22 protein-coding genes are annotated in these 26,734 nt (G+C 43.4%); 8 read left to right on the plus strand and 14 right to left on the minus strand.

The features are described 5' to 3' along the window. Window positions 1-86 precede the first annotated feature (86 nt). The 4 genes from CH376_RS16680 to CH376_RS16695 form a co-directional block, all read right to left on the minus strand. Window positions 87-542, minus strand: a complete 456-nt coding sequence (locus CH376_RS16680; RefSeq protein WP_100787044.1) for a DUF192 domain-containing protein — start codon at window positions 540-542, stop codon at window positions 87-89. A gap of 236 nt (window positions 543-778) precedes the next feature. After that, on the minus strand, window positions 779-1,552 hold the full coding sequence (locus CH376_RS16685; protein ID WP_100786988.1) for an enoyl-CoA hydratase-related protein: 774 nt from the start codon (window positions 1,550-1,552) through the stop codon (window positions 779-781). 7 nt (window positions 1,553-1,559) lie between these two features. Then, window positions 1,560-2,942 (minus strand): PP2C family protein-serine/threonine phosphatase, encoded by a 1,383-nt coding sequence (locus tag CH376_RS16690; protein WP_100786989.1) that lies wholly within the window; start codon window positions 2,940-2,942, stop codon window positions 1,560-1,562. After that, a complete protein-coding gene (locus CH376_RS16695) occupies window positions 2,917-3,270 on the minus strand; it encodes a hypothetical protein (protein WP_100787045.1) in 354 nt (117 codons plus the stop codon). Before CH376_RS16695 ends, CH376_RS16690 begins: the two co-directional genes overlap by 26 nt. Before the next feature lie 158 nt (window positions 3,271-3,428). Here CH376_RS16695 and CH376_RS16700 point away from each other — a divergent pair, with 158 nt between their 5' ends. Continuing rightward, the gene (locus CH376_RS16700; RefSeq protein WP_420843564.1) at window positions 3,429-4,472 is read left to right on the plus strand and encodes a hypothetical protein; all 1,044 of its coding nucleotides are present in this window, start codon (window positions 3,429-3,431) and stop codon (window positions 4,470-4,472) included. A 128-nt stretch (window positions 4,473-4,600) separates the two neighbouring features. Here the strand turns inward: CH376_RS16700 and CH376_RS16705 are convergent, their stop codons facing one another. From CH376_RS16705 to CH376_RS16725, 5 genes are all read right to left on the minus strand, one after another. Continuing rightward, window positions 4,601-5,014 carry a hypothetical protein gene (locus CH376_RS16705; protein WP_100786990.1) on the minus strand — a complete coding sequence of 138 codons (414 nt, stop codon included), beginning with the start codon at window positions 5,012-5,014 and terminating at the stop codon, window positions 4,601-4,603. A 149-nt stretch (window positions 5,015-5,163) separates the two neighbouring features. Then, complete coding sequence (gene tmpT / locus CH376_RS16710; RefSeq protein ID WP_100786991.1) at window positions 5,164-5,802, minus strand: thiopurine S-methyltransferase; 639 nt, start codon at window positions 5,800-5,802, stop codon at window positions 5,164-5,166. Window positions 5,803-6,135: 333 nt separating this feature from the next. Then, on the minus strand, window positions 6,136-6,591 hold the full coding sequence (locus CH376_RS16715; protein WP_125231965.1) for an energy transducer TonB: 456 nt from the start codon (window positions 6,589-6,591) through the stop codon (window positions 6,136-6,138). Window positions 6,592-6,672: 81 nt separating this feature from the next. Further along, window positions 6,673-8,769, minus strand: a complete 2,097-nt coding sequence (locus CH376_RS16720; RefSeq protein WP_100786993.1) for a methyl-accepting chemotaxis protein — start codon at window positions 8,767-8,769, stop codon at window positions 6,673-6,675. 35 nt (window positions 8,770-8,804) lie between these two features. Then, window positions 8,805-10,346 (minus strand): LA_0442/LA_0875 N-terminal domain-containing protein, encoded by a 1,542-nt coding sequence (locus CH376_RS16725; RefSeq protein ID WP_100786994.1) that lies wholly within the window; start codon window positions 10,344-10,346, stop codon window positions 8,805-8,807. A 752-nt stretch (window positions 10,347-11,098) separates the two neighbouring features. Here CH376_RS16725 and CH376_RS16735 point away from each other — a divergent pair. Both CH376_RS16735 and CH376_RS16750 read left to right on the plus strand, forming a co-directional pair. Further along, window positions 11,099-15,544 carry a PAS domain-containing protein gene (locus CH376_RS16735; RefSeq protein WP_100786996.1) on the plus strand — a complete coding sequence of 1,482 codons (4,446 nt, stop codon included), beginning with the start codon at window positions 11,099-11,101 and terminating at the stop codon, window positions 15,542-15,544. A 760-nt stretch (window positions 15,545-16,304) separates the two neighbouring features. Continuing rightward, window positions 16,305-16,646: a hypothetical protein gene (locus tag CH376_RS16750; protein ID WP_100786997.1), complete on the plus strand. Its 342-nt coding sequence runs from the start codon at window positions 16,305-16,307 to the stop codon at window positions 16,644-16,646. A 262-nt stretch (window positions 16,647-16,908) separates the two neighbouring features. Here CH376_RS16750 and CH376_RS16755 read toward each other — a convergent pair whose 3' ends face one another. Continuing rightward, window positions 16,909-17,298, minus strand: coding sequence for a response regulator (locus CH376_RS16755; RefSeq protein WP_100786998.1), 390 nt, complete (start codon window positions 17,296-17,298; stop codon window positions 16,909-16,911). Between the two features lie 116 nt (window positions 17,299-17,414). Continuing rightward, window positions 17,415-19,124 (minus strand): GGDEF/EAL-containing response regulator, encoded by a 1,710-nt coding sequence (locus tag CH376_RS16760; protein ID WP_100786999.1) that lies wholly within the window; start codon window positions 19,122-19,124, stop codon window positions 17,415-17,417. A gap of 295 nt (window positions 19,125-19,419) precedes the next feature. Here CH376_RS16760 and CH376_RS16765 point away from each other — a divergent pair, with 295 nt between their 5' ends. The 3 genes from CH376_RS16765 to CH376_RS16775 all read left to right on the plus strand — a co-directional run bounded on the left by CH376_RS16765 (window position 19,420) and on the right by CH376_RS16775 (window position 23,259). After that, window positions 19,420-21,030 (plus strand): peroxidase family protein, encoded by a 1,611-nt coding sequence (locus tag CH376_RS16765; protein WP_100787000.1) that lies wholly within the window; start codon window positions 19,420-19,422, stop codon window positions 21,028-21,030. Window positions 21,031-21,133: 103 nt separating this feature from the next. After that, on the plus strand, window positions 21,134-22,093 hold the full coding sequence (locus CH376_RS16770; protein WP_100787001.1) for a YjgN family protein: 960 nt from the start codon (window positions 21,134-21,136) through the stop codon (window positions 22,091-22,093). 5 nt (window positions 22,094-22,098) lie between these two features. Further along, window positions 22,099-23,259: a M48 family metallopeptidase gene (locus CH376_RS16775; RefSeq protein ID WP_100787002.1), complete on the plus strand. Its 1,161-nt coding sequence runs from the start codon at window positions 22,099-22,101 to the stop codon at window positions 23,257-23,259. Here the strand turns inward: CH376_RS16775 and CH376_RS24290 are convergent. Then, entirely contained in the window at window positions 23,252-23,413 is a 162-nt protein-coding gene (locus CH376_RS24290; protein WP_165781802.1) for a hypothetical protein, read from the minus strand. The two genes, CH376_RS16775 and CH376_RS24290, sit on opposite strands and share 8 nt — an antisense overlap. Window positions 23,414-23,574: 161 nt before the next feature. Between CH376_RS24290 and hisC the strand changes: the two genes are divergently transcribed. Next, window positions 23,575-24,678 carry a histidinol-phosphate transaminase gene (hisC, locus tag CH376_RS16780; protein WP_100787047.1) on the plus strand — a complete coding sequence of 368 codons (1,104 nt, stop codon included), beginning with the start codon at window positions 23,575-23,577 and terminating at the stop codon, window positions 24,676-24,678. 345 nt (window positions 24,679-25,023) lie between these two features. Then, window positions 25,024-25,194, plus strand: coding sequence for a hypothetical protein (locus CH376_RS24295; protein ID WP_165781803.1), 171 nt, complete (start codon window positions 25,024-25,026; stop codon window positions 25,192-25,194). On the opposite strand, the gene CH376_RS16790 is transcribed toward CH376_RS24295, so the two are convergent. Beyond that, entirely contained in the window at window positions 25,195-26,466 is a 1,272-nt protein-coding gene (locus CH376_RS16790) for a replication-associated recombination protein A (RefSeq protein ID WP_100787004.1), read from the minus strand. Then, window positions 26,463-26,690, minus strand: a complete 228-nt coding sequence (locus tag CH376_RS16795) for a hypothetical protein (protein ID WP_100787005.1) — start codon at window positions 26,688-26,690, stop codon at window positions 26,463-26,465. The genes CH376_RS16790 and CH376_RS16795 overlap by 4 nt, the downstream gene beginning before the upstream one ends. Between the last annotated feature and the right edge of the window lie 44 nt (window positions 26,691-26,734).

The raw sequence follows: 26,734 nt of genomic DNA on the forward strand, positions 1-26,734 counted from the left end.
ACCAAAACGTTAAACGAATTGGAAGCGAAGCTGACCGCAGAAGCTCTTTAAGAGTCTAAAAAAAGTAATCAGGGATCCTTCCCTGATTACTGACTCGCCTTGACTCGATCCGGAATTTTCAGAACTCCGAACTTTCCGATGTTCCTCTTTGCAAACCACCCCTGATTGACTTCCAGAGCATACAAAACTTTTTCACTCGAATGATAGAGTTCCTTCGTTTGATTCGGTTTCATATCGTGGATGTCCGTAATTCTTTTATCACGATTGAAGTAAGCGATGCTCAGAGGAATCCAGGTATTCTTCATCCAAAAACTCAGATAGTCCGGCTCCGAAAAAACAAAAAGCATCCCTTCGTTTTCACCCATCGACTTTCGATACATCAAACCGCGAGCGCGATCGGATGGAGTATTTACGACCTCGACCGTAAGCGGATGTTCGTCCACGTAGATCGTGATTTTTTCGATATCTCTCGAAGATACGTTGTATGAAACCGCTAAGAAAAAAAAGAGAATAAGAATAGGGTTGAATCTTAGAAGGAACATTCTTTCTTTTATTTTTTTAACTTCCATTTTTAATGCAAAAAAACGACTCGGATTTTTGATTCCCCTCTTTCATAATTTGTCGGAACTCTGTCCCCTGTAAAAGTCATGCGCCCCACCCTGATCTTGGGTGGAGGGGTGGGTGGCGGAAAAAAAACGGGAGACTTTCCTCTATCACAAAATCATACTTTACGCAAGCAAAAAGTGCTCTGTAGGAGTTCCTACAACATTCCGGGGACCTAAAAGTTAGCCGGTCTTTTTTCCAAAAATGCGGTCATTCCTTCCTTGGACTGGCCTCCGTCGAAACAAGCCCCGAAGGCTTTTTCTTCGATGGAAATTCCATCCTTGAGTGAAACGTCCAGACCTTGTTGAATCGTTTTTTTCACTCTTTCGATCGCTTGCGGTCCTTTTTTCAAAATTGAATTCGCAATCACTTTACAAACTCCTAATAGATCGTCTCCCTCTTTCACGAGCTTGTTCAGGATTCCGATTCTATAACCTTCTTCCGCCGTGATCATGTCTCCGGTAAGAACGAGTTCGATCGCTCTTCCGTATCCGATCAGCCTTGCAAGTCTCTGAGTTCCTCCGAATCCCGGAATCAGACCGAGAGAAACTTCGGGCAATCCTAATTTCGCTTTTTCGGATCCGATTCTCATGTCGCAAGCGAGAGTGAGTTCCATTCCCCCGCCCAATGCGAATCCGTTGATTGCCGCGATGGAAACGATCCTGGATTGATGCAACTTTTGGAATACTGAATTTCCGAGTTTGGAAAATTCTTCGCCTTGCGCGATCCCAAGTTCTTTCATCTCCGCGATGTCCGCGCCGGCGACGAAGGCTTTTCCTTCTCCGGTAAAAATCATCACTCGAATATTATTATCTTTTTCAAGAGCGTCGATCTCTTGACCGATTTGGGTAAGAACTTCTTTGTTCAACGCGTTGAGCGCGGACGGTCTTTGGATGGTAAGAATTGCAACTTGCCCTTCTTTGTTTACGTTGATTAATTTTTCACTCATTTTTATATTACTCCACTTCCACGATGAGAAAGAGCGTATCGTCCTCCAGTGCTACGTTTCCGAAAAATTTCTCGACCGACTTCTGCACGTTGGCCTTGAAGACGATCAAATCCTTTTCGAACCGATTCTCATTCAATATTTCTAAGAGGCCTTCCGTTCCAAGCTGTTTTCCTTCTTCATTTTTGTTTTCTATCAACCCATCGGTATACAGGAAGAATCTATCCTCTTCCACGAGAGGAAGTTTTACTTGTTCCGCGATCGGCTTTTTGATTCCGAAACCGAGGATCGCGCCTTCGGTTTCGATTTCATGAAATTCTTTTTTTGCGGATCCGTGGATCAGATACGGATGTCCCGCGTTTGAAAAAGTGATTTCTTTGGAAATAAAATCCAAAAACATATAAATGGCCGACGCGTGATACGATTGAAACTGCTTCTGCAAAGAATCGTCGATGTAATCCATCAATCGAGAAGGATGAACTTTGAGAATATAGGGCATCGTTGAAACCATGATCTTGACCATGGAAGCGACCAGCGCGGACGCGATTCCGTGCCCCGCAATGTCCGTTAAAAAAATTCCGGTGTTCCCTTCCCTCAATTGAACGAAATCGAAAAAATCCCCGCCGATATGATTCGGAGTGATTCTCATCACTTCGTACCGGATCCCTTTGATGCTGAGTCTGCCGGGAAAAAGATTTTCCTGAACCTGCTTTGCAACCGTAAGATCCTGTTGGATGTATTTGTATTCCAGATCGAGCTCGGATGAGATCGAGATCAATCGTTTTACGATGATCACGGATGAAGTTCCTATAACGATACAAAGTCCGTAGACTACGTCCGGAACAAAAAGAATTCTCGGAAAATCATCCAGACCGAGTTCGATTCTTTTTATGGAAACAAAAAAGATATGAAGAGCGATTGCGATCACACCGGTTAAAAAACAGGATCCTTTTTTCAGACGAAACATCTGAAAGATCACGATAAGAGAAATGAGTAAAAAGTAATTATTATAAATCTGCAGGCTTTCCAAATCCTGAAAACTATAAAAGGATTCGTGAAAAAGATTCATCATAAGAAAGATGATCGCGACGTTCGAGATCTGAATCACGGAGGAAAGAAATTTTTCCTGAAAGGAAAGAACCAAACTCATCACGTTGATGAGAAAAATGATTCCCAAGTAAAGAACTCCCCGTTCCGAATTTCGAACCTCCGGAATCGCAAGAGTGGGATACATCGTAAAATGAAGAAGAAAGGCGAGTCTTATAAAAGACTGATCGATACGGGTCTGGTCCTTCCAAGCCTCGGCTTCGCTGTAGTTGAATTCCCTATCAAAAAAAGTAAAGGGATTCAGGACGCCGGAACGAAATCTATTGAATCGTTTTATCCAAGTCATAGCGAGTAATTTCCGATCCGGAAAGATAAATTTTCATGTTCCAACCGGACTCCAGATATTTGTCCAGCTTTTCGGATATCTCCAGGGCTTCTTTTTCCGAATTCACTCGGATAAAAAAAGAACCGGAAGTGGATTTATAATTATATGGAAAACGTTCGCTTAACAAAAGTGTGACTCTAAGATGATCCGCACGGGTTTCGATCACGATATGCGAAACGTGTTTTCGGTTGATGATTCTTTCATGGATCGGAAGACTCCAAGGATTGGTTTCCGCGGCGGAAGATAAGGTCATAAAAAAAAACACAGGCAAAAGGAAATAGAACTTCATCGTTACCGAATTTCCCGAGCCTGGGAACTTTGCGTCCAAATTTATAAGGCTCCCGGATTAGCGCAAACCATTCCGTTTGATACTTCTTTTTTTTTCGGAAATCGCGAGTATCCGGATTCGGGTTTACTTTTTTCCGGCAGTCTGGAAAAATCTTTCCTATGCAATTATTTCCCGGCTATATCATGGAAAAACATTTCCGAATGTTATGGATCGCGTCCGTATTTTTGGGATTCTTCTTTTGCAAACCTCCTTCACAGACAATGGGAAATAATCCTTATGCGGAACTCTTCTCAAATCATAAGATAACAAAGTTGGAGCGTTATACGCTCACTCCAAACTGGGAAACTCGAATTTTCAGTTTGGATCCTGACGAACAGAATTTCCTCCAAGAAATGAATCGAATCGACGGATTTGAAGATTCTCCGATTTCCGATCCGAATCTCGAAGTTTGGAAGAATCGCCTACGCGCCGTTAGAAAGAATCTACCGGATTCCGTAAATTCGATCCTGGACGAATCTCTCTTTCGAGTCGTATTTTGCAGGAATTTAGGCGGAACCGGGCTAACAAGTTTCGTATACGATTCCAAAGGCCCCGTGGGAGGAATTATTTTTTTGGATACGGGAATGTTGACCCAAACGGCGAACGATTGGATCACAAAAAAGGAGAATTCTCCCTTTCGCTCGGACAAAGTAAAAATTTCCGTTCAAATCGAATCGCCGTTAGGCGATGACATTGAACACGCGACCGAATATATCCTCTTACACGAGATCGGACATCTGATTTCGATACGGGAAAAAGTCGTACCGGATTTCAGGGAAAAAAACAGAGACTTTAGTACTTTTGAATTTTCTAATGGAGTGTGGAAAGAAGAATTGGAATCTCTCTTCGATTCTCAATTCCCTTTGCGCAAAATGGTTCGCTTTTATTCCGCAAAACCGATAGATTTGGATTCTACATGGAATCAAATCTATCCGGTCTTGGAAAAAACTCCCTTCCCCACTCTTTATTCGGTAATCAGCGCGGACGATTTTTTCGCAGAATCCTTCGTTTCCTATGTGCATACTGAGATTCAAAAAAAGACCTGGCGCTTGCAGATTTTCGAAGACAAAAAGAAAGTTTTCGAAATGGAAAACGGAATCCGGGAAAAACGTTGTAGTAAACAAAAAGAATTCTTAGATCGATTGTTTCAAAAAATACGTTAGACGCAATCGGCTCCTTGATTCGGAAAAATCGAGCGTCCGCCGATATAGATCAAAGCCGATCGGCGATTATAGCGTCTTACGGAATGATCTAATTTTTTTTCTTCTTTTTGAAATTAAGAATCGGATCTTCACGATTTTTGAACGATGATTTTTCCTGCGATAAAACTCATCGGGATATACGCGCCCGTCAAATCCAAAACCGCAAACCATATCGGAGACGGGAGCATAAAAACGTTCGCGATTCCTCCCGCCAAAAAGATAATACCGATCAAAAAGGAAAACGCCGTTTTTCGATCCGTGCATACGTAAGCCGTGATCGCCGATCCGGACAAGGTCCCCAATGCGTGAGCGAGAAAAGGAAAGAGAAAGTGTTTTGGCTGAAACAAGTGCATCGACGCCTTCAGTCCTTCCATCGTAGTCACATCCGCGCCGTTAGGCGGAGGAATCAGATGACCGCTGACCATGATAATCCCCATATTGACCGCGCTGCCCAAAACAAGACCAGAAAGTACCGCGACAATGTTTCTAATCGTTAAATTCATCCGATTCCATCCTTACATTTTTTTGATTCTTGGATCGGGAATTTTTTACTTAGAGACGAATCTAAAAACCCAAAGCTCGTAAAATAAAAAACGTCCGACAATAAGTGCATTCCTTTTTTAGTATATACGAAGTTCTTAAAAGTTCTAAGCTATTTTTTTCTCAACAACCAAACGTTTTCCTTGGCAGGACATACCTTTTTTAATCCTCCGGGGACCTCCTTGCTTTCCATCAGTTTCAATTGATAACGATCGGAATAGTGCGTTTTCACTTCGTCGTTGTGTATCGAAAACGGAGGACCCGCGATCGCGCTCTGATCGTATTCATAACAGATCAGCAACTGCGGAGCGTTTTTAGTGATAACGATCAGATGCTTTGTATATCGATCCCGCATTTCCTCAGGCAAGGCGACTAAGGCCGCTCGATCATAGATCGCATCGATGGCGCCAAGCGCCGCCTCGGACAACTCAAAGATATCGCCGACAAAGACGTCGATATTTTCCGCGCTGTATCGATCCAATCGTCCGAGATTTGTTATCGTAGGATGGATCCCGAGTTCGGAAAATAATTGTTCGATCGCAATTTTACTCAATTCGGCTCCCGCGACTCGGTATCCTTTCGAAAGAAGCCAAGGAATGTCGAGGGTCTTTCCGCATAACGGCACGAACACTCGACTTCCGGGATTTAAGGACAATTCGTGAAAATAGGCGACTAAGAACGGATTGGCTTCGCGCTCGTGAAAAGCGATCTCATTCTTACTCCATCTTTGATGCCAAAAATTTGCATCCATAAGGACCTCTGCAATAGTTTACTACACACAATCCTTTAGTTTAGAAAGCGGTAAAGCGGGATTTTCGATTGCGAGATCGCAACGACGTAAAGAATTTAAAAAAGAAAGAAACTTTTTTCCTTACGAATAGACGGAACGCTTTGCAGTAACCATATCTTCGTTCATCGGACGCTCACGTTAGGAACCTCTTTTCGATTCTGTTAGCGTTAAGCCAAACGATGAAAGAAAGATAACGATTTTCAAATACACAAGATTATTCAAATATACCAATCCGATCCTAAAAAGAGAAGCGGCCCTTTTACGCCCCGGCTCATTTCTTTTTTTGCAGAATCGCTAATGAAGCTCGAACGAAATCTTGATCTTTTGATAACAAGTCGAACTTACTCCGTCTATCTTACAAGGATTGTAGAAAGCGGTATTCAACATCATTCCCGCAGAGTCGTTAAAGGCCGAACAGTCGCAGCTATTTCTAGATATACAATAATTTTCTAATATACCTTCCGAGTTGACTATTACATACGCGTAGACCGCACATTCGAAGATATTCTTATTAATCGCCGAACGAGGATAAGAGTTGGCCGTCGATGCCCAGACGGGCAGGATCGGATGTTCAAAACTATCGTCCGAAAGAGGAAAGTTCTTCTCGATCAATTCTTGGCAAGAAATTAGATTTTTACTGATACTGTAAATTGTGTCGAGATCGGAAAGTTTTGATTTCTCTCTTCGAACGGCAAACAACAGATTTCCTAGGAAAAATACTACGATCAATCCGATTTTAAAAAATTTCAAAGGTTCGATCCTAATCATCAAACACGACAAGCGAAAGGAGAACCTTAGGCCCCTTCTTTCTTTTTTTGCCGTTATACTATTTTATTCAATATTTTCATTTTCTGAAATCTTAAACTTGCCAATCAAACGCAAAAGCCCTTCCGATTGAGTGTGCATATTTCCTGAAAAACCCGTGAGATCGTCCGCTCCGCTTGCGATCTCTTGCGTTCCATCGGAGATGCTCACGATCGTTTTTGTTATCTCTTCGGAAGCGCGCTTTTGTTCTTGGACGGCCTCTTCGATCTGAAGGCTGAAACTCATAAGAGAACTCGCGCTTTGATGAATCTTCTCCGTATTCTTTTCCTGCGTATTGACCGATTCCAAAACGTTTTTCGCGGATACTCCGAACATATCGACCGAGCTTCGCAGCTTCGCGAGAATTCCGGAGGCCTCTTTGACCTTGCTTGTTCCGTTCATCACGGCTCGGTTCGTAGAGTCCACGAGTTGACCGATTTCCTGAACGCTATTGGAAGTCTGGGACGCGAGTTTGGAAATTTCTTCCGCGACCACGGCAAATCCCTTTCCCGCTTCCCCCGCTCTCGCGGCTTCGATCGCGGCGTTTAACGCGAGTAAGTTGGTCTTTTCCGAAATGTCGGTGATGATAGAAAGAATCTCGTTGATCCTCGACGCGCTGTCTCCGATCTCGTCCATAGCCTTTGTGGATTGGTTCATCGAACTTTCACCGGTGGTCGCCTGTTGTTGGGATTCTCCCGCGAGAGACGCCAGGGATTTCATCTCTTCGTTGATTCTTGCGATTTGTTCCTTGAGAAGAATTACGTTTCCATCGATGTCCTTCATGTGCGATATCGCCTTGACCATCGAATTTCCGACGTTCTCGGCGGAAGCCGCGAGTTCTTCGATGGCCGCCGAAGATTCTTCCGATGCCGAGGCTTGCTCCTGCGCGACGTCGTAAAAATTCCTGGATGACTCCGCCATCTTATCCGAAGTGGAGTTCAAGGATTCGGAAGAACCCTTGATTTCAAAAATGATTCCTTTGATATTATTCTTCATCTGATCGAGGGATTGAAGCAGCTTTCCGATCTCATCGGTCCTTTCGTAGCCGTTGTTCACGACCAGATTTCCGGATGCGATCTCCTCGGAAAAAGAGATTGCCGTATTGATTCCCCGTGTAATCAATTTTTGGAATATTAGATTTAATACGATTACGATTATGATCATCGTCACCAAAGAGGAAGCGACGGTTTCCAGGATGATTCTTCCTAAATTCTTCCAGAAAACGCTGTCGGGAACGCTCACTTCCAGAATCCATTTTTTGTCGTAATTTCCAAGATAGAACGCGTAGAAAAAATGAGTGGCTCCGTCTTTTTTCAGAACTTGAAGTTCCTGTTTTTCGCTTCCTTCCAGAATCTTCTTCTTCCATTCAGGATCTTGAATATCTTTTCCAACAAGACCGGGTTCCTTCCCGTTCGCCGCGTAAAAACCTCCCGGAGAAATCAAACTCAGATATCCTTCTCCCTGATAAGGACGGATCGGAGCGAGCATCATCTGCATGTTCTCCATCGTGATGTCCATTCCCACAACTCCGACCACTTGGCCGCTTCTTCTCACCGGCTTTACGACGGAGATCATTAGAATTTCCTTTCCCGAAACCGGATACGCAAACGGATCCGCTATAAAGTCCCTTCCCGTTTTTTTGGGAACGTTGTAAAAGTAACCGCTCGCGTCCTGATTTTCGTAATAGATCACGGGCTCCAATACCAAAGGTTTATCCGGTCCTGCCGCCTTATTGATATAAGGAATAAATCTTCCGGTAGAATCGTAACCGGGTTTATTCACATACTGCGAGTCTTTAGAATCGAATTTTCCCGCTTCGAAAACCGACCAGGCTCCGAAATAATTCGGATCCGTTTTTGCGAGATCCTTTAAGGTTTCGATCGTCTCTTCCCTGGTCGGTCTCGCGTGAGAGAGCTGAAATTCCAACCCGCGCAAACCTCCGAGCGCTCTGTCGAAAAAATCCTGAATTTCAAAGGCGTATCTCGAAGCGATCAAAGAAGAAGAACCCTTAATATCTTCCGTAAGTTTAAAATAGGTGGTGATCGTATTGATCGTCGTGATCGCCAGACTACCCGCCAATAAAATAAGGGAAAGATATAATGAAATTCTAAACCGTATGCTCATGCTGTTCCTGAACTTTATGTTTCTTTTATATATTTCTAGAAGCTATGCGAAAATCCGATACTGAACCAGAATAAATGCGCCGGAATTTTCTGCAAAAGATAGGATTCCCGAATCGCCTGTCTTAGAGATCCGTCCCCCGCGTCCGGAATCAAAGGACTGTTCGCGATTTGATCCAATAAGAATTGATTGATCGGACCGTTCACCTTGGACGGATCCACGATCAGACCGTCCTTCGAACTTCGGTTGACGTATCCTCCGGTCGCACCATAGTAATTGTCCGTATCATACATATAAAGATTGGGTCTATAGACGTGGTTTCCTTTGATAAAAAATTTCCCGAAAAAGAACGTCAGACTGCTCGTAATATCCTGTATCCCGTTTCGATTGTCCACGATATTGTTCGACATTTCGTAACCGATGTTGACCGCGGGGGTGATACGAAAGAATTTCTCGCTGAAATACTCGTGACTCATATAAAGAGAGAGATAATTCTTACCCGCCGCCAAGCCCGCATTCTCCTGACTCATCTGAGTATAAAAAGAAATCGTGGGGGAAATATAGGAAAGGAACGGCAGTTGCCAAAAGATATAGTATTCCTGCCAGGCAAGCCGAGTGATCTGATTGGAAGTATTGTTCGAACTCGTAACGCCCTGAGCGGCCAGAGAATTATAACCTCCCAAAGGAGCGGAAACGTAACCGGGGTTTTTGTTAAACGTATTGTAGAACCAAGTTCCTACTGTAAACTTACCCCAGCTCGTTTTCTCAAACGTATAATAAAATGCGTAGAATAAACCGTCGGCCCGTTTCATACCGTTCTGTTCCTTATAAGGTCTCGGAGTCAAACCTCCGCAAGTGGATCCGGTCGCATAATTTCCGCTCATAAAATTACTCTGAGTGTCGTAAACACAACTCTGGTTCGCCAAATCGGGGTTAGGCGCCGTGAAAGGATTTCCCTGACCGGGATACGCGGGCCCCGCGCCTCCGGGAGAAAGTTGAAAACGTCCGTCGTTATCCCGATCGTTTCTTTCCGTAAGCTGAAAGTTTCCCCAAAACTGAATCATAAAACCTTTGAGCGGCGTGTTGATATTGATCGTAGGCTGGTAAGAAGGAACGAATGTCGTCGCGGCATAACTATCGTTTCTCCTGCGGTTTGCCAACTCGCCGGAAAAACTCAAACCCCGCCAGATAAAGTCGGAGACGATCTCGTGAGTCACGTCGATCGTAGTATCGTTTCCTTGTGTTCCTGCGTGAGGCGGTTCCCTTTCGATCGGCGCGGCGATTCCTGCGTAAGGATTTGTATGAGTAGATTCTTTAGAAGAGGCGGAAGATTTATCGGAAGCCGCGATGGAATTCTTTCCCTTATCCTGCGCCTTTTCATAGGTCACGCTTACCACGTTTTCCTTATTGATGTAGCGTATGAAGTCTTCATTCTCCGCGAGAAGAACTTTCTCATCGTCTTCAAGAATCACTTTACCGCGGTAGATCAGACCGTTTTTTAAACGAACGATATCTGCCGCCATAAGCGAAGTAGCGAAAAGAAAAAAAATAAAAAAGAACGGAACCGTCTTTAGCCTCATAAAGTCTCCAACCTTATCAATTTTTTATTTCCAAATTTTCAAATTATCAAGCAGAAATGAAACCGGTTCAAAGTTCTATGTTTTTTACAAACCTGGGAAGAATAACAAAAACAGAAATCAAAGACAAGAATCAACTAGGAAAAAACATTTTCTTTCGACGAAACGCAATTAGTCGAAATTTCGAGAAGCAATCCAATCGTTCGAAGAAACAAATTTGATTTAAGACAAAACTGCGTCTTTTTTGAGCAAAATTCACTAAAAATTCGACTCCTTAAAAAAAGAAGAGCTATAATCTTATAAATCGCGGGGGCTATATCTGCGATCGGAAATGCGGAAATACTAACGTCTCATAAACGGTTTGAAGAATCGGCGGTCGAAACGGAATCGAAAATCACAAAATGGAATCCTATCCCAATTCGAAAAAAAGAATTTTAGATGGATTGAATTTAGATCGCACAGTAAATCTGAAAATCCCGAACGAACTCATTCTTGGATCTAAAGAAAAGAATCATGAAATCTCATTTAAGACATAAACAGGAACCGAAGAATTCTCCAAAAGAGAAATCCTATCCGAGATTTCCGCCGATCGGATCGGCGGAGCGCGCTGTAATAAACAGAGTTTGTTTTCCGGGCCAGGTTTCAAAAACCTTTTCAGTCCGTCCCCGTCCGTTAAATCAAAATACTTTAGTAAATTATAAAATTATAATGTATTTAGTATTCAAATCCTCGATACGCAATTCGGAAAAATTCCAATGACTAAGGGCGCGGATGACTTCGAAAGTCTGAAAAAAGAATTGGAAGAATCCAGACTTCGAATCCGATCGCTGGAAGAGAAAGTTCAAGAAAATGAATTTTTAAAGGATTCTCTCCAAAAGGCCGAAAAGAGAATTTCTCAAATCATAGAAAATTCTCCGGATGCAATCGTAATTCTGGATATGGAAACCGGGAAATTTCAGTCCGCAAATCAAAGAGCAGCGGATCTTTTCGGTTATTCTCCGGAAGAATTTCAGACGATCGGTCCCGTCGAAATCAGTCCTCCCATTCAAGAAGACGGAAGATCGAGCGAAGAAGCTGCCCTGGGATATCTCAAAAGAGCCAGTCAAGGAGAGTTAGTCACCTTTGAGTGGCTTCACAGATCCAAGTCTGGAGAAATCATTCCTTGCGAAGTAAGACTGATATCTCTTCCCGGAGAAAAACTTCTCATCCGAGGAAGCATCGTCGACTTTAGAGATCAAAAAAAGATCAAAGACGAACTCAAAGAAAATCAAAAACGCCTGGAATCGGCAATCTACGGAGGCGAACTGGGGCTTTGGGAATGGGATATTCCGACTAACGGAAATACGTATAACGACTATTGGGCGGAAATGTTAGGTTATAAATTGAGCGAACTTGCTCCGCACGTCGATACCTGGAAATCCTTGCTCCATCCGGAAGATCTTCCGATCGCAGAACAGGCATTGCAGAAATACATGTCCGGGGAAAGTCCGGTCTACGAATGTGAGTTCCGCTTAAAATGCAAGGACGGTTCTTGGAAGTGGATCCTCACGGTCGGAAAACTTCAGGATTACGATTCCGACGGAAAACCTCTCAAGATGTACGGAATACACTCGGATATCGATCGAAGAAAAAAAACGGAAGAGGAATTGAAAGAAAAGGAAGCGGCGCTTTCGCGTTCTCAAAAATTAGCGGGACTCGGCTCCTGGGAATACAACGTCGCAAGCGGAGAAACTTACGTTTCCGAATACCTATCCAAAATCTACGAACTGGAGAATCGGTCCTCAAAAGGAATCTACGGTTTTGAAATCGTCCATCCCGACGACAAAGCTCGAATTCGTAATTATTTTCGAGACGCGATTCTGAACAGATACATTCGAGAATTTGAATATAGAATTATTACTCCTTCCGGAATGACGAAAACGATCCTCAATCAGAGCGAATTGATCTCCGACGAAAAAGGAGAACTCGTAAAGATCATCGGTTCTATTTTGGACGTAAGCGAAAAAAGAAAGAACGAAAGACTACTTCAATACAGGCTCGGCTTTGAAACGCTCACCACAAAAGTTTCAAGCGAAATCATCAATCTTCCTTCGCACAAAATTCCGGAAACGATCCGATCCGGTCTCGAAAAACTCGCATTATTTCTCAACATGCAAAGAGGAACTATCCTACTCTATAACGAAAACTATACGACTAGACATGCGACCTACGAATGGATTCACCCGAAAGCCCGAATACAAAAGGAAAATCTAAATCAGATAGAGGAGATCGATCCGAACAGCTTTATTACCGGCGAAATGAAAGCAGGAAGAATCGCAAAAATCGATAAAAAAGAGAATCTACCTTACGATTCAAAATCGGATCGGGAACTTTTCATTCGAAACGGACTCGAATCTTATATCGCGATCCCTCTGATGATCGGCGGCACCTTAAAGGGAAGACTCGGATTCGGTTCGGAAAATCCGGAAACCAAAAAGGAACCGGATCTCGATCGTCTGGAAAATCAGTTATTAAGAAATTTTGCGGACATCATCATCAACGCGCTCGAAAGAAAAAGAGTGGAGGACGAATTGAAACAGGAAAGAGATCTTCTTTCCTCGATCACTGAAAATAGCGCGACCTCCATCACGGTCCTGAACACGAAGGGAAAAATACTCTACGCGAATAAGAGTTCCGAATTCGTTTTGGGAATTAAAAACTCGGACATAGTCTCCCGTTCCTACGATTCACCGCAATGGGAAGCAAGATCCCTCGACGGATCGGAATGGAAAGAGGAAGAACAACCGTTTACGCAAGTTATGCGGACGGGGGCTCCGGTCTACGATATACGACACGCGATCCTAACGGCGAACAAAGAAATCAAATATCTTTCCGTTAACGGTTCCCCGGTAAAAAACGAAAAAGGCGAGATTCAATCGCTCGTGTTTCTCGTCACAGACATCACTGAAAACGTTCTCAAGGAACGCGCGCTTATCGCAAGCGAGGAAAGATATAGAACCGTAGCGGAACAAACCGGAAGTATCGTCTACGACTACGACATTTCCACGGGAAAAGTCACTTGGGCCGGGGCGGTATTTTCTTTAACCGGATTCAAACTCGAAGAATTCCAAAATTTTAATATAGACAAATGGATCGAATACATTCATCCGAAGGATTTGGATCAGGTATTGCACGATATGGAAGAATCGATGGCGAAACATAACAAGTTCCGTTCCACATATCGTTTTAGAACCAAGGACGAACAATATATTTTGGTCGAAGACAGAGGCGTTTTTCTCTACGACGAAAACAATCAACCCTTCAGGATGATGGGCGCGATGATCGACATCGCGGAAAAGAAAAAGGCCGAAGAAATGCTGAAAGATAGCGAGGAAAGACTTAGACTCGCGCTCAACGCGGCAAATATGGGGAACTGGAGCTGGGATATCAAAGAGGATAAAATTACCTGGTCTGAAAAAGCGTTTCAAATATTCAGAACACAACCTTCCGAGTTCAAAGCCAATCTCAGGGCCCTTTTTCACCTAACGCATCCAGACGATAAGCCTCTTTTAGAAAAGACGGTGCAGAATCTTCTCGCAGGAAAAATTCCGGGAGACGACTATTACTTTCAGCATAGATTGATTCTTCCCAACGAAGAACTCGCCTGGATCGAAGCAAAAGGAAAACTCTACCGGGATCGGAATTCTCAACCGTTACGCTTGGTGGGAACCGTCACAGATATCACCGAAAGAAAAAAAGCGGAAGAAGAACTCAAAACTTCCGAGATGAGATTTCAGACCTTCTATCAATTCTCGAATGAAGCAATCATACTTTTAGAAAAAGGCGAAATTCGAATCAGCGATTCCAATCCTACTTTTCAAAAACTTTTCGGATATACCGCGGAAGAAGCCGCCGGTCTCAACCTGATACGACTCTTATCGAGAAGCTCCTTGAAAGATCTGAGAAAAAGAAATTTTTCTTTGGGAGGAAAGGATTCAGTGGAAATCATCGCTAAAAAGAAAAACGGAATTTTTTTTCCGGCAATCGTAAGTCTTAGGACGTTTATCAACAAGGGGAAAGGTTTTTATTCGATCAACGTCATCGATACTACGCCCTTTAAGGAAGCGGAGGAACTCAGAATCGTAAACAATGAAATCAGAGTCAGAAACAGACTTATCGAGATACAAAAAGCGGAACTCGAAAATACCCTGGAGAATTTAAAAAAAACACAGTCCCAACTGATACAATCCGAAAAGATGGCTGCCTTGGGACAACTCATGGCAGGTATCGCGCACGAAATCAACAATCCGATCGGAGCCGTCCAGGCCTCCAATCAAAACATACAGGAATGTCTCAACCGATTTCGTTCCCTGCTTCCGGACGTTCAATTTGCGATGGGATCGCTCAATCCGACGCTCCGGGAATTGTTCGCCGAATTTATAGAAAAGGCGATCTCGGGCAACGAACATTTCACGGGGATGGAGCAGAGAAACCGTAAAAAAGCGATCGCACACGTATTAGAATCTCGTAAAATACCCGCCCGTCTCGCGGCCTCCTACGCGGATACGTTAGTCGACATGGGGATTGGAGATTTACCCGAAAAATTCATTCCTCTATTGCTTTTGGAACAATCCGAAATGATATTGGAATATTCTTCCTTGGAATCTTATTTTTTCAGGAATACAAAGACGATACAAATCGCCGTGGATCGGATCTCGAAAATTTTATACGCTCTCAAGAACTTCTCTCATTTCGACATCGCGGGAGAAAGAATCCTCGCTTCGGTAAAAGACACGATCGAAACCGTTCTAACGATTTATCACAATCAACTCAAGAAGGGAGTCGAACTGCAAAAAGATTTCGAGGAAGTGGCGCCGATCCTGTGTTTTCCGGACGATCTACTTCATATCTGGACAAACCTAATTTACAATTCGTTGCAGGCGATGCAGTTCAAAGGAACGATTCTCATCCGCTTGAAAAAGCTGGAAGACGAGTTGATGGTGGAAGTCAAAGACAACGGACCGGGAATTCCGATCGAAATTCAGGAAAGAATTTTCGAACCCTTCTTTACGACGAAAGCGCCCGGCGAAGGAAGCGGACTCGGTCTCGATATCGTAAAAAAAATCGTTCAAAAGCACGACGGGAAAATCGGGCTCGAAAGTATTCCGGGTATGACTTCGTTTAAGATTTATCTTCCGATCCTTACGGAAAACGTCCGATAGCAGTTACATTAATTTAAGAAAATTGCATGTAACCCATATTCTCATCCTTATATCTCTAACGCAGATATATCTGCATCGGAGACGCATTCGAAACGATTCAATCCTTTGAAAACAAGGAGACTAAATAATCTTCAATGAGGAATTTTCAAGAAAAATATCTCCTGACATTCATAGCGGATCTTTGATAAAGTCATTACTGATAAAAAACACGGGAAAAGAAGAAGATTTACGCACTCTCCTCTGATCATTTTTGCGCTTAAAAGACGACAAAAAAGAATTTTGTTCGACGAGAATCGATAAACAAGAGGCAATCATATTCCGTTTTTCTCAAGGTCATTGTCTCCATGTTTCAATCGTAGATTATCACTGAAGCGAGAATCGTTATCGATATGTCTTTGAGACTTGCTAAGTTTTTTTGGGATGTCCTATAAGTTTTGGATCCACTTGCAGAATGATTTAGAAATTAGAAAACAGAAAGAGAAGTTAATAGAAAAATTAAAAAATATTCAACCCTTACAGAAAACAGGTTGGGACGTAATTTTAGATTCTCTTAATACAACAGTTTTCTGATTTCCGATCGGGTTTACTAAAAGGGCCTACTTCGAAATTGGGAATTCTCAGCGTTGATACTCGTGTTAAACGAGTGTATTCCGCAAGTTATCTGAAATCCTATGAAAATTTTGAACGTAAATTTCTCGACGTATGAATTGTTTCTATTTTTACTTTTCGGACTGAATATTTTTAATTTGGAGAATATCTGATGAATCGGATTTTAGCTTTTATTTCCAAACATTGGTTTCGACTTTTGTGGTTTATATTATTTACGATTGCGATTTTATCCGGAACAACCACGATTTACATACGTTCTTTGTTTCAACCCCCCGACGCATTTTCCGGAAGGGGCGGGGAACAAGCCGCGGGAATTGTTTTTCTCGCGCTCTTACTATCATTTTCCGTCTTAATGATTTCTTGGCTCGGTGCAATTCTATGCGCTTTTATATTGAGACGAACCGAAGGTTTAATCTTTCTCGTCCTAACTTTCGTCGTGCCTTCCGTTGTTCTATTGATCTGTTACATTTTCTGGATCGTTCTTAAACTATGAATCAAAAGAAATTCTTCTTTTTTTTGAAGGTTTATTTAAAACATCGAGGATATCGAATTCTTCCGTCGACCTGCGCCTTCTACCGATGAAAAGATAGACCTGTGATTTTTTTTTAGCCGGCGTCGACGGTTCAAAGGATTGACCGTTTCCAAACGCCGTCAAGGACTGAAATTGGAAATATCGGATACGGATTTTATATAGAAATGTGACGTCGAACGGATTGCGCCAACGAGGAGTTGAACAAAGACCGCAGAGACGATTCTTATCCTTCTAAGGCTGTGGTGATCGTGGAAACCAGTTCTCTTTCATCCCAAGGTTTTTTAAGATAAGAACGCAGATTGATTTCTTTTTTCAGGGCTTCGATGGAGGAATCGTCCGCGTGACCTGTAACGATTACCTTTTGGATCTCCGGATATTTACTGTGAACCTGTCTCAGAAACTCGTCGCCTTTCACGTTGGGCATCAACCAATCGGAAATGATGATAAGAATTCGAACATCTTCGTGAACCAACTCTTCAATGATTTGCCAAGCCTCTCCGGCGTCTAACGCCGTTTCGTATCGGTATCCGTCCCCGAGATGACGTTTCACCTGAGATTTCATGCTCATAAGAATCAGAGCTTCATCGTCTACAAAAAGAATTGCCTTATCCAACTGAGCTACTCACCTATTCTATTCGACTGACCGAAAGATAAAAAAACGCAAGGCGTTACACTATTTGGAAAAAAAATAATGGCAAGTCAATTTTGGAAAAAAATGACGAACCTCTTTTAAAGTGAAACCATAGGAATCGGAAGAATCTCCGCGGAAGGCTCCATGATATAGTAACCTTGACAGTATTCCACCCCTAAGGAACGAACCGTGTCAAATTCTTCTTTGCCCGCGACGAATTCAGCGATTACTTTCGCTCCGATTCGGTGGGCCATTTCCGTCATTGCAGAGGTTAGAAGCAAAGGAGTCTGACTCAAGTGGATTCCCTGAATGAACTTTCCGTCGATTTTGATATAATCCGGATCGATCTCCATCAATCTTTCGAAATTGGATTGATCCACTCCGAAGTCGTCTATCGCGATCTTACAACCGAACTCCTTGAGTTCTTTGATCGTTTCCAAACCCCGGTCCCCGCCGGAAAGTCTGTCGGTCTCCAAAATTTCAAGAGTCAGTCTTTCCGGAGAAACTCCATAGTGTTGAAGACGACTCGCCACCCAAAGCGCAAAACCTTTTTTTTCGAGATCCGATTCGGAGATATTAACGGAAAAGGAATAGTCCGGATGTTTTGAAAAGTAACGCAGCGATTTTTCGATCATGATCGGAGTCAAGAGCCGTATGATTCCGGTAGATCTCGCGATGGTAATAAAACTCGCAGGAGAATAGACTTGGTTTCCTTCCTGGATTCTGGCAAGACATTCGAATTTCGTAATTTTCTCGAGCTTGTTGTCGTAGATTCCCTGAAAGTAGGGAATCACATTACCGGCGTTAATCGCCTCGTTCAGTTTCCTCCCGAGAATCAGATTGATCTGATTCTGATCCCCTTCTTCCATCGAATTGGAATACTGCATCAGTTCGAGTTCACCGTTCTGAGCCGCGTTCATCATCGCGATCCTCGCCTTATAGTATAACGAAGAATAGTCGGTCGCAACGCCGATCGAGACGTTCACTCGGAAAGAAATACCGTCCGCCTCCAGATATTCGGATCTAAGAAGAATTCGGAACGCAGCCAGAAGAGAATGAAACTTGCTTTCTTCGATATCGGAAAGAACCGCGACCTCGTCCTGATAGAGGTGAAACAATCTTCCCGACTTTCCCAAAAACGCGGAAAGAGAATTTAAGAATTGATTGAGGACCTTATGATACACGCCGACGCCGAAATGGTGAGTAGTGGAAGTGGAGGATTCGATTCGAATGACGGAAAGTGTGGCCGGAGTTTTTCGAGCTTCCAAATCATCCAGCGCCCTCCGCAGACTTTCCAGATTAGGGAGTTCGGTTTCCCGATCGTAAAGAAGAGTTTTCTCCAGTCTTTGATTGAGATCCAGAAGCGATACGTCCTTAAAATAGGATTTAAGAGCTTCTTTAATCGTAAGAATCAAATCGTTCGAGTCCCAGGGTTTGGAAAGATATCTGTATAAGTTCGCGTGGTTCAACGCGTTCCCTACCGCGTCCGCGGAAGCCTGACCAGTGAGCATGATCTTTCTGATATCGGGATTTCGATTGTGGATTCGGATCAGAAGTTCGTCTCCCTTGACGCCCGGCATAACCTGATCGCAGATCACGACCGGAATGTCGACCCCGCTCGCCATGTATTCCTCCAGGATTTCCCAGGCGGACTCCGCGTCTTCGGCCGTTTCGATATCGTATTCTTTGCCGAAAGCGAGTTTGAGCTGTTCTTTGAGTCCCCTCAGTATGATCAATTCGTCGTCGACCAGAAGTATAACGGGTTTAGAATCTGCGCTTTCTTTCTTAGGAATTTCGTTTCCGTTCATTCTTGATCCTAAAACGATGTTTCGTTTAACATAATACGATTTGATCGAAACGTTTTCGTGCGGAAATTTATTTCCAAAAAAACGAAACTTCCGCTTTTATCGAATCGATTTAGAAAAACGGAAGTTTTGATTCTTCCGAGATTCATCCCCAAACGCACGTTAGTTTTTTTGAATGTCGAACGTGCAAACCCGACCGTCTAAGTTCTTATATTTGACAACCGGGTCTGTAATTATACTCTTCCCCGTAGAACGCCAATTATTTTTTTTAAATTCCCATGAAATCCGGAAGGTTTTGATGTTCCTTGTTAATTTTGAAAACGAAAGAGAAATTAGTTTACCCGAACAATCCTCTCCTCAGAGCCTGTTGGAAATCAGCTTAGCCAACGGGATTCCTCATACGCACGCTTGCGGAGGAAATGCAAGATGTTCCACATGCCGCGTATTAGTTTTGGAAAATTCTTCCAATTTATCAAAGCCCGAACAAAAAGAAAAGGATCTGTCGCAAAAAAAAGGCTTTCCGGAGGCGGTTCGACTTGCGTGTCAAGCGAAGGTTCTCGGCGACGTTCGAGTAAGAAGAATCGTGTTGGACGACGAAGACTACAATCTTACCATTCCCGGCTCAGCGGAAATATCGGGTGAAGAAAAAGAAATCGCGATCCTTTTTAGCGATATTCGGGACTTCACGAGTTTTTCGGAATCTCATCTTCCATACGACGTAATCCACATTCTCAATCGTTATTTTTACAAGATGGGAGACATCGTTTTAAAACACGGAGGCAAGATAGACAAATACATCGGCGACGGACTCATGGCGCTTTTCGGAACCGAGGGAGGTTCCCCCGAGGAAGTTTGTATCGGAGCGTTGCGTGCCGCGAAGGAAATGGAACTCGAACTCTATTCCCTCAACGAATATCTAAAATCCCATTTTCATATCTCCTTTCGGATCGGCGTTGGATTACATTATGGAAATTGCATATTAGGACAGTTAGGACATCCGGCTAACATGTCTTTTACGGCGATCGGAGACTCGGTAAACATGGCGAGCAGAATCGAGTCCAAAACAAAAAAGGCGGGCGCGACCGTTCTTATATCGGAATCGTTTTACGAGCAGGTAAAAGGAAGGGTCCGCAAAGGAAGAATTTTTTCCACAAAACTCAAAGGCAAAACCGGAGATTATAAACTCTACGAAATCCAAGAGATTCTAAAAAAGGCGAGCCTCAATATTTGGGAAGAAGCGAGAAATTATCTTCGAAAAATCATTCTCGTTCGGGAAACCGGAAGCTGGTTAAAACTCGTCTATCACCTCGCTTGTCTTTTCGACGAAAATGAAAACTGGTTGGGTCTCGGCGCCGCCGCAGGATTTCAAGATTTCAGATCCCTTCCCGAAAACCAGGACATCCTGACAAATTTGGATCGTCTGATCGAAGCCAAAGAGAACTTCTTTCAAAAAAACGGAACCTCCTATTCTCTCGCCGACTATTTGGCGTTAGCCGGCGCCGTCGCGCTCGAAAAATCGGGAGGTCCGCGAATCGCAATAGAGCCGGGCAGAACCGACAAATCATTCGCTTCGGTAAAACAGATTCTTCCCTTGGGGATGTTGACCCAAAAAGATCAACTGCCCTGCCTCGGAAAGATGAATCTGAACGTGAAGGACTTGGTCACGATTTCGGGAGCTCGAACGATCGGATGGCTGGGAGGAGAATCGTTCACGGCAAATCCCTACTATTTCGATAACAGTTACTTCCACGTTCTTTTGAAAGCGGGACTCGAAGGTCCGCTTTTGATTCCAAACGATCGGGAACTCTTGAAAAACGACGAATCAAGAGCGCTCGTTTTGGAATATGCACTCAATCAAAACAAATTCTTCGAGGATTTTACCGCGACTTATCTGCGACTGACCGCTTAATCTCTTTTTATGAAATTTTTTTCTTGAACGAATCGGATTCTTCTCTAACTTGATCGATCGACACTTTTCCGTTCTGAATGGAATAGAATTTTAGGAGATAGAAATGCAGAATGAAAATCAGAAATTCTCGACCGACGCAAAGGGGGAAGATCTTTTCTTAATCTATCTAAAGAACATATTTTTCACCTTCATCACGCTCGGCGTATATTATTTTTGGGCGAAGGTGAATACGCAAAAGTTCGTTCACAGACACGTTCTTTTTCAAAATCAGAGATTCGATTATCACGGAACCGGGAAAGAGAATTTTATCGGATTTATAAAAGGGTTGGGGCTAATTCTTTTAGGAGCGATTCTCGCCGGCGGAATTTTTTACATCGCGTCCTTGATCGGAATATGGGCGAAAGTGATCGTTACGATCGGACTCTATCTTGGATTCTTATGCATCGTGCCGTACGTCGTTATCGGTTCCAAAAGATATTTTCTGAGCAGAACTTCGTTTAACAATATTCGATTTCGATTCAGTGGAAGAGTAAAAGAATTGATTGGAGTCTTTATTCCCGGGGCGCTGTTATCGATCGTCACGTTGGGGATTTATTCCGCGTGGTTTGTCAATCGTCTGGAAAAATTTTATATCGAAAAAACCCATCTGGGAAACGCCGACTTTCAATACGAAGGAAACGGAAACGAATTGTTCTTTATTTATCTCAAAGGAATTCTATTTACTCCCTTTACAGCGGGAATCTATTTCTTCTGGTTTCACGCAAATCTTCATAACTATTTCTGGAATCACACAAAGTTTCAAGGAACCGCTTTTCGCTCCGAACTCAAAGGTGGGACCGTATTTTTAAACGCGTTCATTTCGATATTACTTGTTTTTTTCACACTCGGTATCGGAGTTCCTTGGGCTTATCTTAGGGGTTTAAGAATTTTACTCGATTCCTTGTCTTTAGAAGCCGCACCCGATCTTTCCTTGATTCGAAGCGTGAAGGATCCGAACGCGAGCGCTTTAGCCGACGGAATTTCGGAAGCGAGCGAGGCGATCGGAAGTATTTTCGGCAATTAAGAAAAATGCCGGATCGTTACTACGACGGAAAATCCGCCGTTCCGGTCTCGGGAAATCTGATTTCCAGAGAGACCGGACTCGTCTTCGAATCAACGGATTCGACTTCTGAAATATTCCATTTTTCTTATAAACAGATTCTCTCCTTGGAAAAACTGGGGAACGAATACAGACTTGAGCTAAAAAGCGGCGAAGACGCCGGAGCCGATCTGATTCTTACGTTCGAGTCCAAGGACAAAGCAGCACAAATCAAAAGGAACAGAAATAAGACCTTCGGCGACGGACTCGGGGGTCTTTTATCCAAATTCTTACAACTTCCGAACTTATATCAGATTTTGATCGCTGGATTTTTGGCGTTCGGAATCGGCTTTCTGATTTTTACAAAAGTCGATCAACTCTACGTTTTTGTTCCGGAAACCGCGGATAAGTCCTTGGGGAATCTGATTGGCGATCGTTTCGAAGCCAACTATTCCGAGTGCAAAAATCGAAAGCTGAAATACGGCCTCGAAAAAATAACAAGGACGATTCTTCCCAAAAAAAGAAAGGGCCAGTATGAAATTAAAATATTAAGAAGCGACGATATCAACGCCTTCGCTCTTCCCGGGGGAAAAATTTATATTCTTTCCGGTTTGATTCAGGAATCGGAAACTCCGGAGGAAATCGCCGCGATCCTCGCTCACGAAATTTCACACGTGGAGAGAAGACATGGCATCCGCCAAGTGATCCGTCTTTTGGGAATTTCCATCGTGATCAAACTTGCGATCGGCCTCGGGTTTGACGATATAGGTTCTCTCGAAACAATAACCGAAATCGTGAATACTCTCGCGATTCTAAGATATTCCAGAGAGTTCGAGGAAGAAGCGGATCAAAACGCTTTTGAGATTCTTAAAAAATCGGGAGTGGGTTTGAAAGGGTTCATCGATTTTTTCGAGAGAGAAGAGGCCAAACTTGTCTCCGATAAAAAAGACCGGGATAAAAAACATTCCAAAGAGGAGGAAAAGAAGAATTGGGATCCGGCTGAAATCTTAGATTGGTTGAGCACACATCCGGATAATAAGGACAGAATTCAAAAGGCGAAGGATTTTTCCAAAGGAATCAAAACCCAAAGACGGGAAATTCAATTGGAAGATTGGAAGACGATCCGCGAAAGTTGTTCAGATTCTATTTAACTTCGTCCAGAGGAAAAAGTTCCTTTACTGTGTTGCCTAACGCGCGATCGAAACTTTCGAACGAGTTTAGAATTTCCTGCAGTAAAGCCTCTCCGTTTTTCAGATCGTAAGAGGTGAGCGGTTTTGCTTCTATAAGTTCTTGTTCTAACTGCATATCTTTCATTTTCTTACCGGAGTCTTTTTTAGGATTACGTAAAGATTAGAGGGAAAAAACCGATAAAACCAACGGATCAAATTCTTTTTTTCGAGGATCCGATCGGAAATTATTCTTAAATCGATTCCCAAATTTTTTTGCAATCAAAAGTATGGGAGAAGATGGTCCAGTTTCAACCGATACTCAATTCTCTCAAAAGCTACGAAGCGGGAAAGCCGATCGAACTTGTGGTCCGCGAATACGGAATCGATCCGAAAGACGTGATCAAACTTGGTTCGAATGAAAATCCTTTCGGTTGTTCGGACGAGGTTATCAGAGCGGTTCAAAACTTCGCTCCCAAGATGTCCTATTATCCGGACGATTCTTATCTCGATTTGAAAGAAGCGCTCGCGCAAAAGTTCGACGTAACTCCCGATCGAATTATTCCCGGCAACGGGAGCGATCAGGTTTTGGACTTTGCATGCAGATGCGTTTTGACTCAGGGAGATTCGGTCCTAATCAATCGGATCACGTTCGCTATGTATCGGATCTACGCGCTTCAATGCGGGGCCAAAGTTCATTCTACGGAAACGGTTCCTCACGACCTTGACGCTTTTTTAGATCTCGCAAAGGTCGTGAAGCCTAAAATTCTATTTTTATGCACCCCGTCCAATCCGGTCGGAGACGCACTTTCAAAATCGGAAGTCTACGAATTTTTACGAAAACTTTCACCCGATACGTTAGTCGTTATTGACGCGGCTTATATGGAATTCGGAAAACGGAAGGATCCGGACAAATTCATTCCGGCCAAGGAAGTAACCGATCTTTTTCCTAACGTGTTTTATACGGGAACCTTCTCCAAGGTTTACGGTCTCGGCGGCATGAGGATCGGCTACGGAATCGGCAACAAAGAGTTGATCGATAATATCTACAAGATGCGTCCTCCTTTTAGCGTGACAAATCTTTCCGCGCTCGCTGCAACGGAAGCCCTGAAAAACGAAGATCACGTAGAAAATTATCTCAAGAGCAACTTAGAAGAATTAAGACGTTATGAGAAATTCGCGGCCGATGAAAGCATCGAGTTCATAGATTCTTACGCAAACTTCATTACGTTTTTTGCAAGGAAGCACGGAAGAACTGCGACTACGATCGCACAATCTCTTTTAAAAAAAGGAATCATTCTTCGGGATTTGAAGAGTTACGAATTGAACGCGATTCGAATCACGATCGGAAGACCGGAACAAAACGACAGAGTTTTGGAATCCCTGACAGAGGAATTCGTTTAGTCTTTAAAGCTGTCCGTCGGAACTCCGACAAGCACTTCCGTGAAAATTGCGCGCCCCGCCCTAATCTTGGGTGGAGGGGTGATGAGCGACTCATATGAGTTTCGGTGGCGGAAGACACCGGGAGACTTTTCTTTATCACAAAAACCTTATCTTCGCAAGTAAAAACTCCCCTCCCCTCGTCCGTCGGAACTCCGACAAAAAGATACGAGGAACGACTTGAAAAAAGGACGCAACGGATTTGTAATCGAAACGCAATTCTCGCGGCAAAAAAAGGGTTTAGTATTTTCTTAAAACACACGAAACGAATACTAAACCTGAGAGGTCCCATCCTCGAAAGGAGGAAAAATGTTCCACTCTGAAGCAAAACAAAAACAAGCGAACTCCGCGATCAAAAGAAGTTCTTCGTCTCGGAATAATGAATTCCAAACTCAAAAAAACGAAAAAGAGACTAAAGACAACTTTTTAGAAACCGCAAGCAAACAATTTAGAATCCGCCCCGAACTCTACGATAAATAATCAGCTTCCCTTCTTCCAGGGGGTTTTCTCCCAAACCTTTTCCAGATATTCTTTGAGTTTTAGTTCCATCCCGTTTCCGGTAGGAAAGTAAAAACGCGGAGGTCGTTGTGCGAGCTCGTCCGGGAAATAATTTTGTTCCTTAAATCCTCCGAAGTCGTGAGGATATTCGTAACCCTGCGACGCACCTTCTTTTTTATGAAGAAAGGTGGGGGCGTTTCTCAAACGATTCGGAATTTTAATTCCAGTTCCGTGTTCTCTCACGAAAGAAAGCGCAGCGCCGATTCCTTGATAACTCGCGTTCGACTTCGGACAAGAAGCGAGAAACGTTGTCACATGAGCGAGAATCAAACGTCCTTCAGGCATTCCGATCGCCTCGAGCGCCTGTAAGCCGGAGACCGCCAAAGGCAATCCGTTGACCGAAGCGTTTCCGACGTCTTCGCTCGCGAGGATGATCAATCTTCGCATAATAAAAAGCGGATCCTCACCTCCTTCGAGAAGAACCGCAAGATAGTATAACGCGGCGTCCGGATCGCTTCCTCTTACTGATTTGATAAATGCGGAGATGACGTCGTAGTGCGATTCCCCGCTTTTATCGTATTCGATCACCCTGCTTTCCAAATATTCTTCGATATCGGTTTTCGAAATTTCGGATTCGGGAGGAAAACTGAAGCTGATTCCCTCCAAGTTGGAAAGAAGTTTTCTTCCGTCCCCTCCGGAGAATCGAATCAGAGTTTCCTTCGCTTCGTCGCTGAGCTTGATAGGAGGAGAAAGATTGGAAAGACCTCTTTCCAAAAGAGCGGATTGTTCCTCTAAACTCAAAGGTTCTATTTTAAGAATCTGACATCTGGACAAAAGAGGTCTTGTGATACGGAACGCGGGATTTTCAGTCGTCGCGCCTATGAGAACAAGATGACCCGTCTCCACACCTTTCAAAAGACTGTCTTGTTGGGAAGCGCTGAAACGATGGATCTCGTCCAAAAAAAGAAGAATCGTTCCTTCCCTCTCCGCTCTCTCCAATAACTTTTTGATCTCTGCGACTCCCGTCGAAACGGCGTTGTATTCCACGTAAGGAAGATTCCATTTTCTGCAAAGAATTCCGGCTAACGTTGATTTTCCGGTGCCGGGCGGACCGTAGAGAATGATCGAAACCGGAGAACGATAGTTTACGAGTTGTTTGGTGGCGCGGGATTGACCGATCACTTCGTCGAAGGAAGAAGGACGGATCTTATGAGCCAAAGGAGGAATCGGCTTCTTTGTAAAAAGATCGCTCAAACGGATTCCAGTTCGTTTCGGATTTTACGAAGACAGGTTCGGATCGTGGCGTTACAAACGTCGCAAGCGCTGTGGCAACAAACCAGAGATTGCTCCCTGATATTTCCCTGAAGAATATTTTCGATCAACGCGGAAATTCGGATCGGAAGATCGAATAGATCCAAGTTTTCACGGATGACTTCCTCTCTCGTTTTAGGAAATAAATTGGGTTGATTGGTTTCCAAGAATTCGACCTTGATTGCAAAAGATTCTACTTAAATAAGACTGT

Origin of the sequence: Leptospira adleri (assembly GCF_002811985.1) — a bacterium.
Classification (GTDB): domain Bacteria; phylum Spirochaetota; class Leptospiria; order Leptospirales; family Leptospiraceae; genus Leptospira; species Leptospira adleri.

Coding starts and splice junctions, on each gene's coding strand:
- CH376_RS16680 (WP_100787044.1), bottom strand. CDS start 542: ATGTTCCTTCTAAGATTCAACCCTATTCTTATTCTCTTTTTTTTCTTA.
- CH376_RS16685 (WP_100786988.1), bottom strand. CDS start 1,552: ATGAGTGAAAAATTAATCAACGTAAACAAAGAAGGGCAAGTTGCAATT.
- CH376_RS16690 (WP_100786989.1), bottom strand. CDS start 2,942: ATGACTTGGATAAAACGATTCAATAGATTTCGTTCCGGCGTCCTGAAT.
- CH376_RS16695 (WP_100787045.1), bottom strand. CDS start 3,270: ATGAAGTTCTATTTCCTTTTGCCTGTGTTTTTTTTTATGACCTTATCT.
- CH376_RS16700 (WP_420843564.1), top strand. CDS start 3,429: ATGCAATTATTTCCCGGCTATATCATGGAAAAACATTTCCGAATGTTA.
- CH376_RS16705 (WP_100786990.1), bottom strand. CDS start 5,014: ATGAATTTAACGATTAGAAACATTGTCGCGGTACTTTCTGGTCTTGTT.
- tmpT (WP_100786991.1), bottom strand. CDS start 5,802: ATGGATGCAAATTTTTGGCATCAAAGATGGAGTAAGAATGAGATCGCT.
- CH376_RS16720 (WP_100786993.1), bottom strand. CDS start 8,769: ATGAGCATACGGTTTAGAATTTCATTATATCTTTCCCTTATTTTATTG.
- CH376_RS16725 (WP_100786994.1), bottom strand. CDS start 10,346: ATGAGGCTAAAGACGGTTCCGTTCTTTTTTATTTTTTTTCTTTTCGCT.
- CH376_RS16735 (WP_100786996.1), top strand. CDS start 11,099: ATGACTAAGGGCGCGGATGACTTCGAAAGTCTGAAAAAAGAATTGGAA.
- CH376_RS16750 (WP_100786997.1), top strand. CDS start 16,305: ATGAATCGGATTTTAGCTTTTATTTCCAAACATTGGTTTCGACTTTTG.
- CH376_RS16760 (WP_100786999.1), bottom strand. CDS start 19,124: ATGAACGGAAACGAAATTCCTAAGAAAGAAAGCGCAGATTCTAAACCC.
- CH376_RS16765 (WP_100787000.1), top strand. CDS start 19,420: ATGTTCCTTGTTAATTTTGAAAACGAAAGAGAAATTAGTTTACCCGAA.
- CH376_RS16770 (WP_100787001.1), top strand. CDS start 21,134: ATGCAGAATGAAAATCAGAAATTCTCGACCGACGCAAAGGGGGAAGAT.
- CH376_RS16775 (WP_100787002.1), top strand. CDS start 22,099: ATGCCGGATCGTTACTACGACGGAAAATCCGCCGTTCCGGTCTCGGGA.
- CH376_RS24290 (WP_165781802.1), bottom strand. CDS start 23,413: ATGCAGTTAGAACAAGAACTTATAGAAGCAAAACCGCTCACCTCTTAC.
- hisC (WP_100787047.1), top strand. CDS start 23,575: ATGGTCCAGTTTCAACCGATACTCAATTCTCTCAAAAGCTACGAAGCG.
- CH376_RS24295 (WP_165781803.1), top strand. CDS start 25,024: ATGTTCCACTCTGAAGCAAAACAAAAACAAGCGAACTCCGCGATCAAA.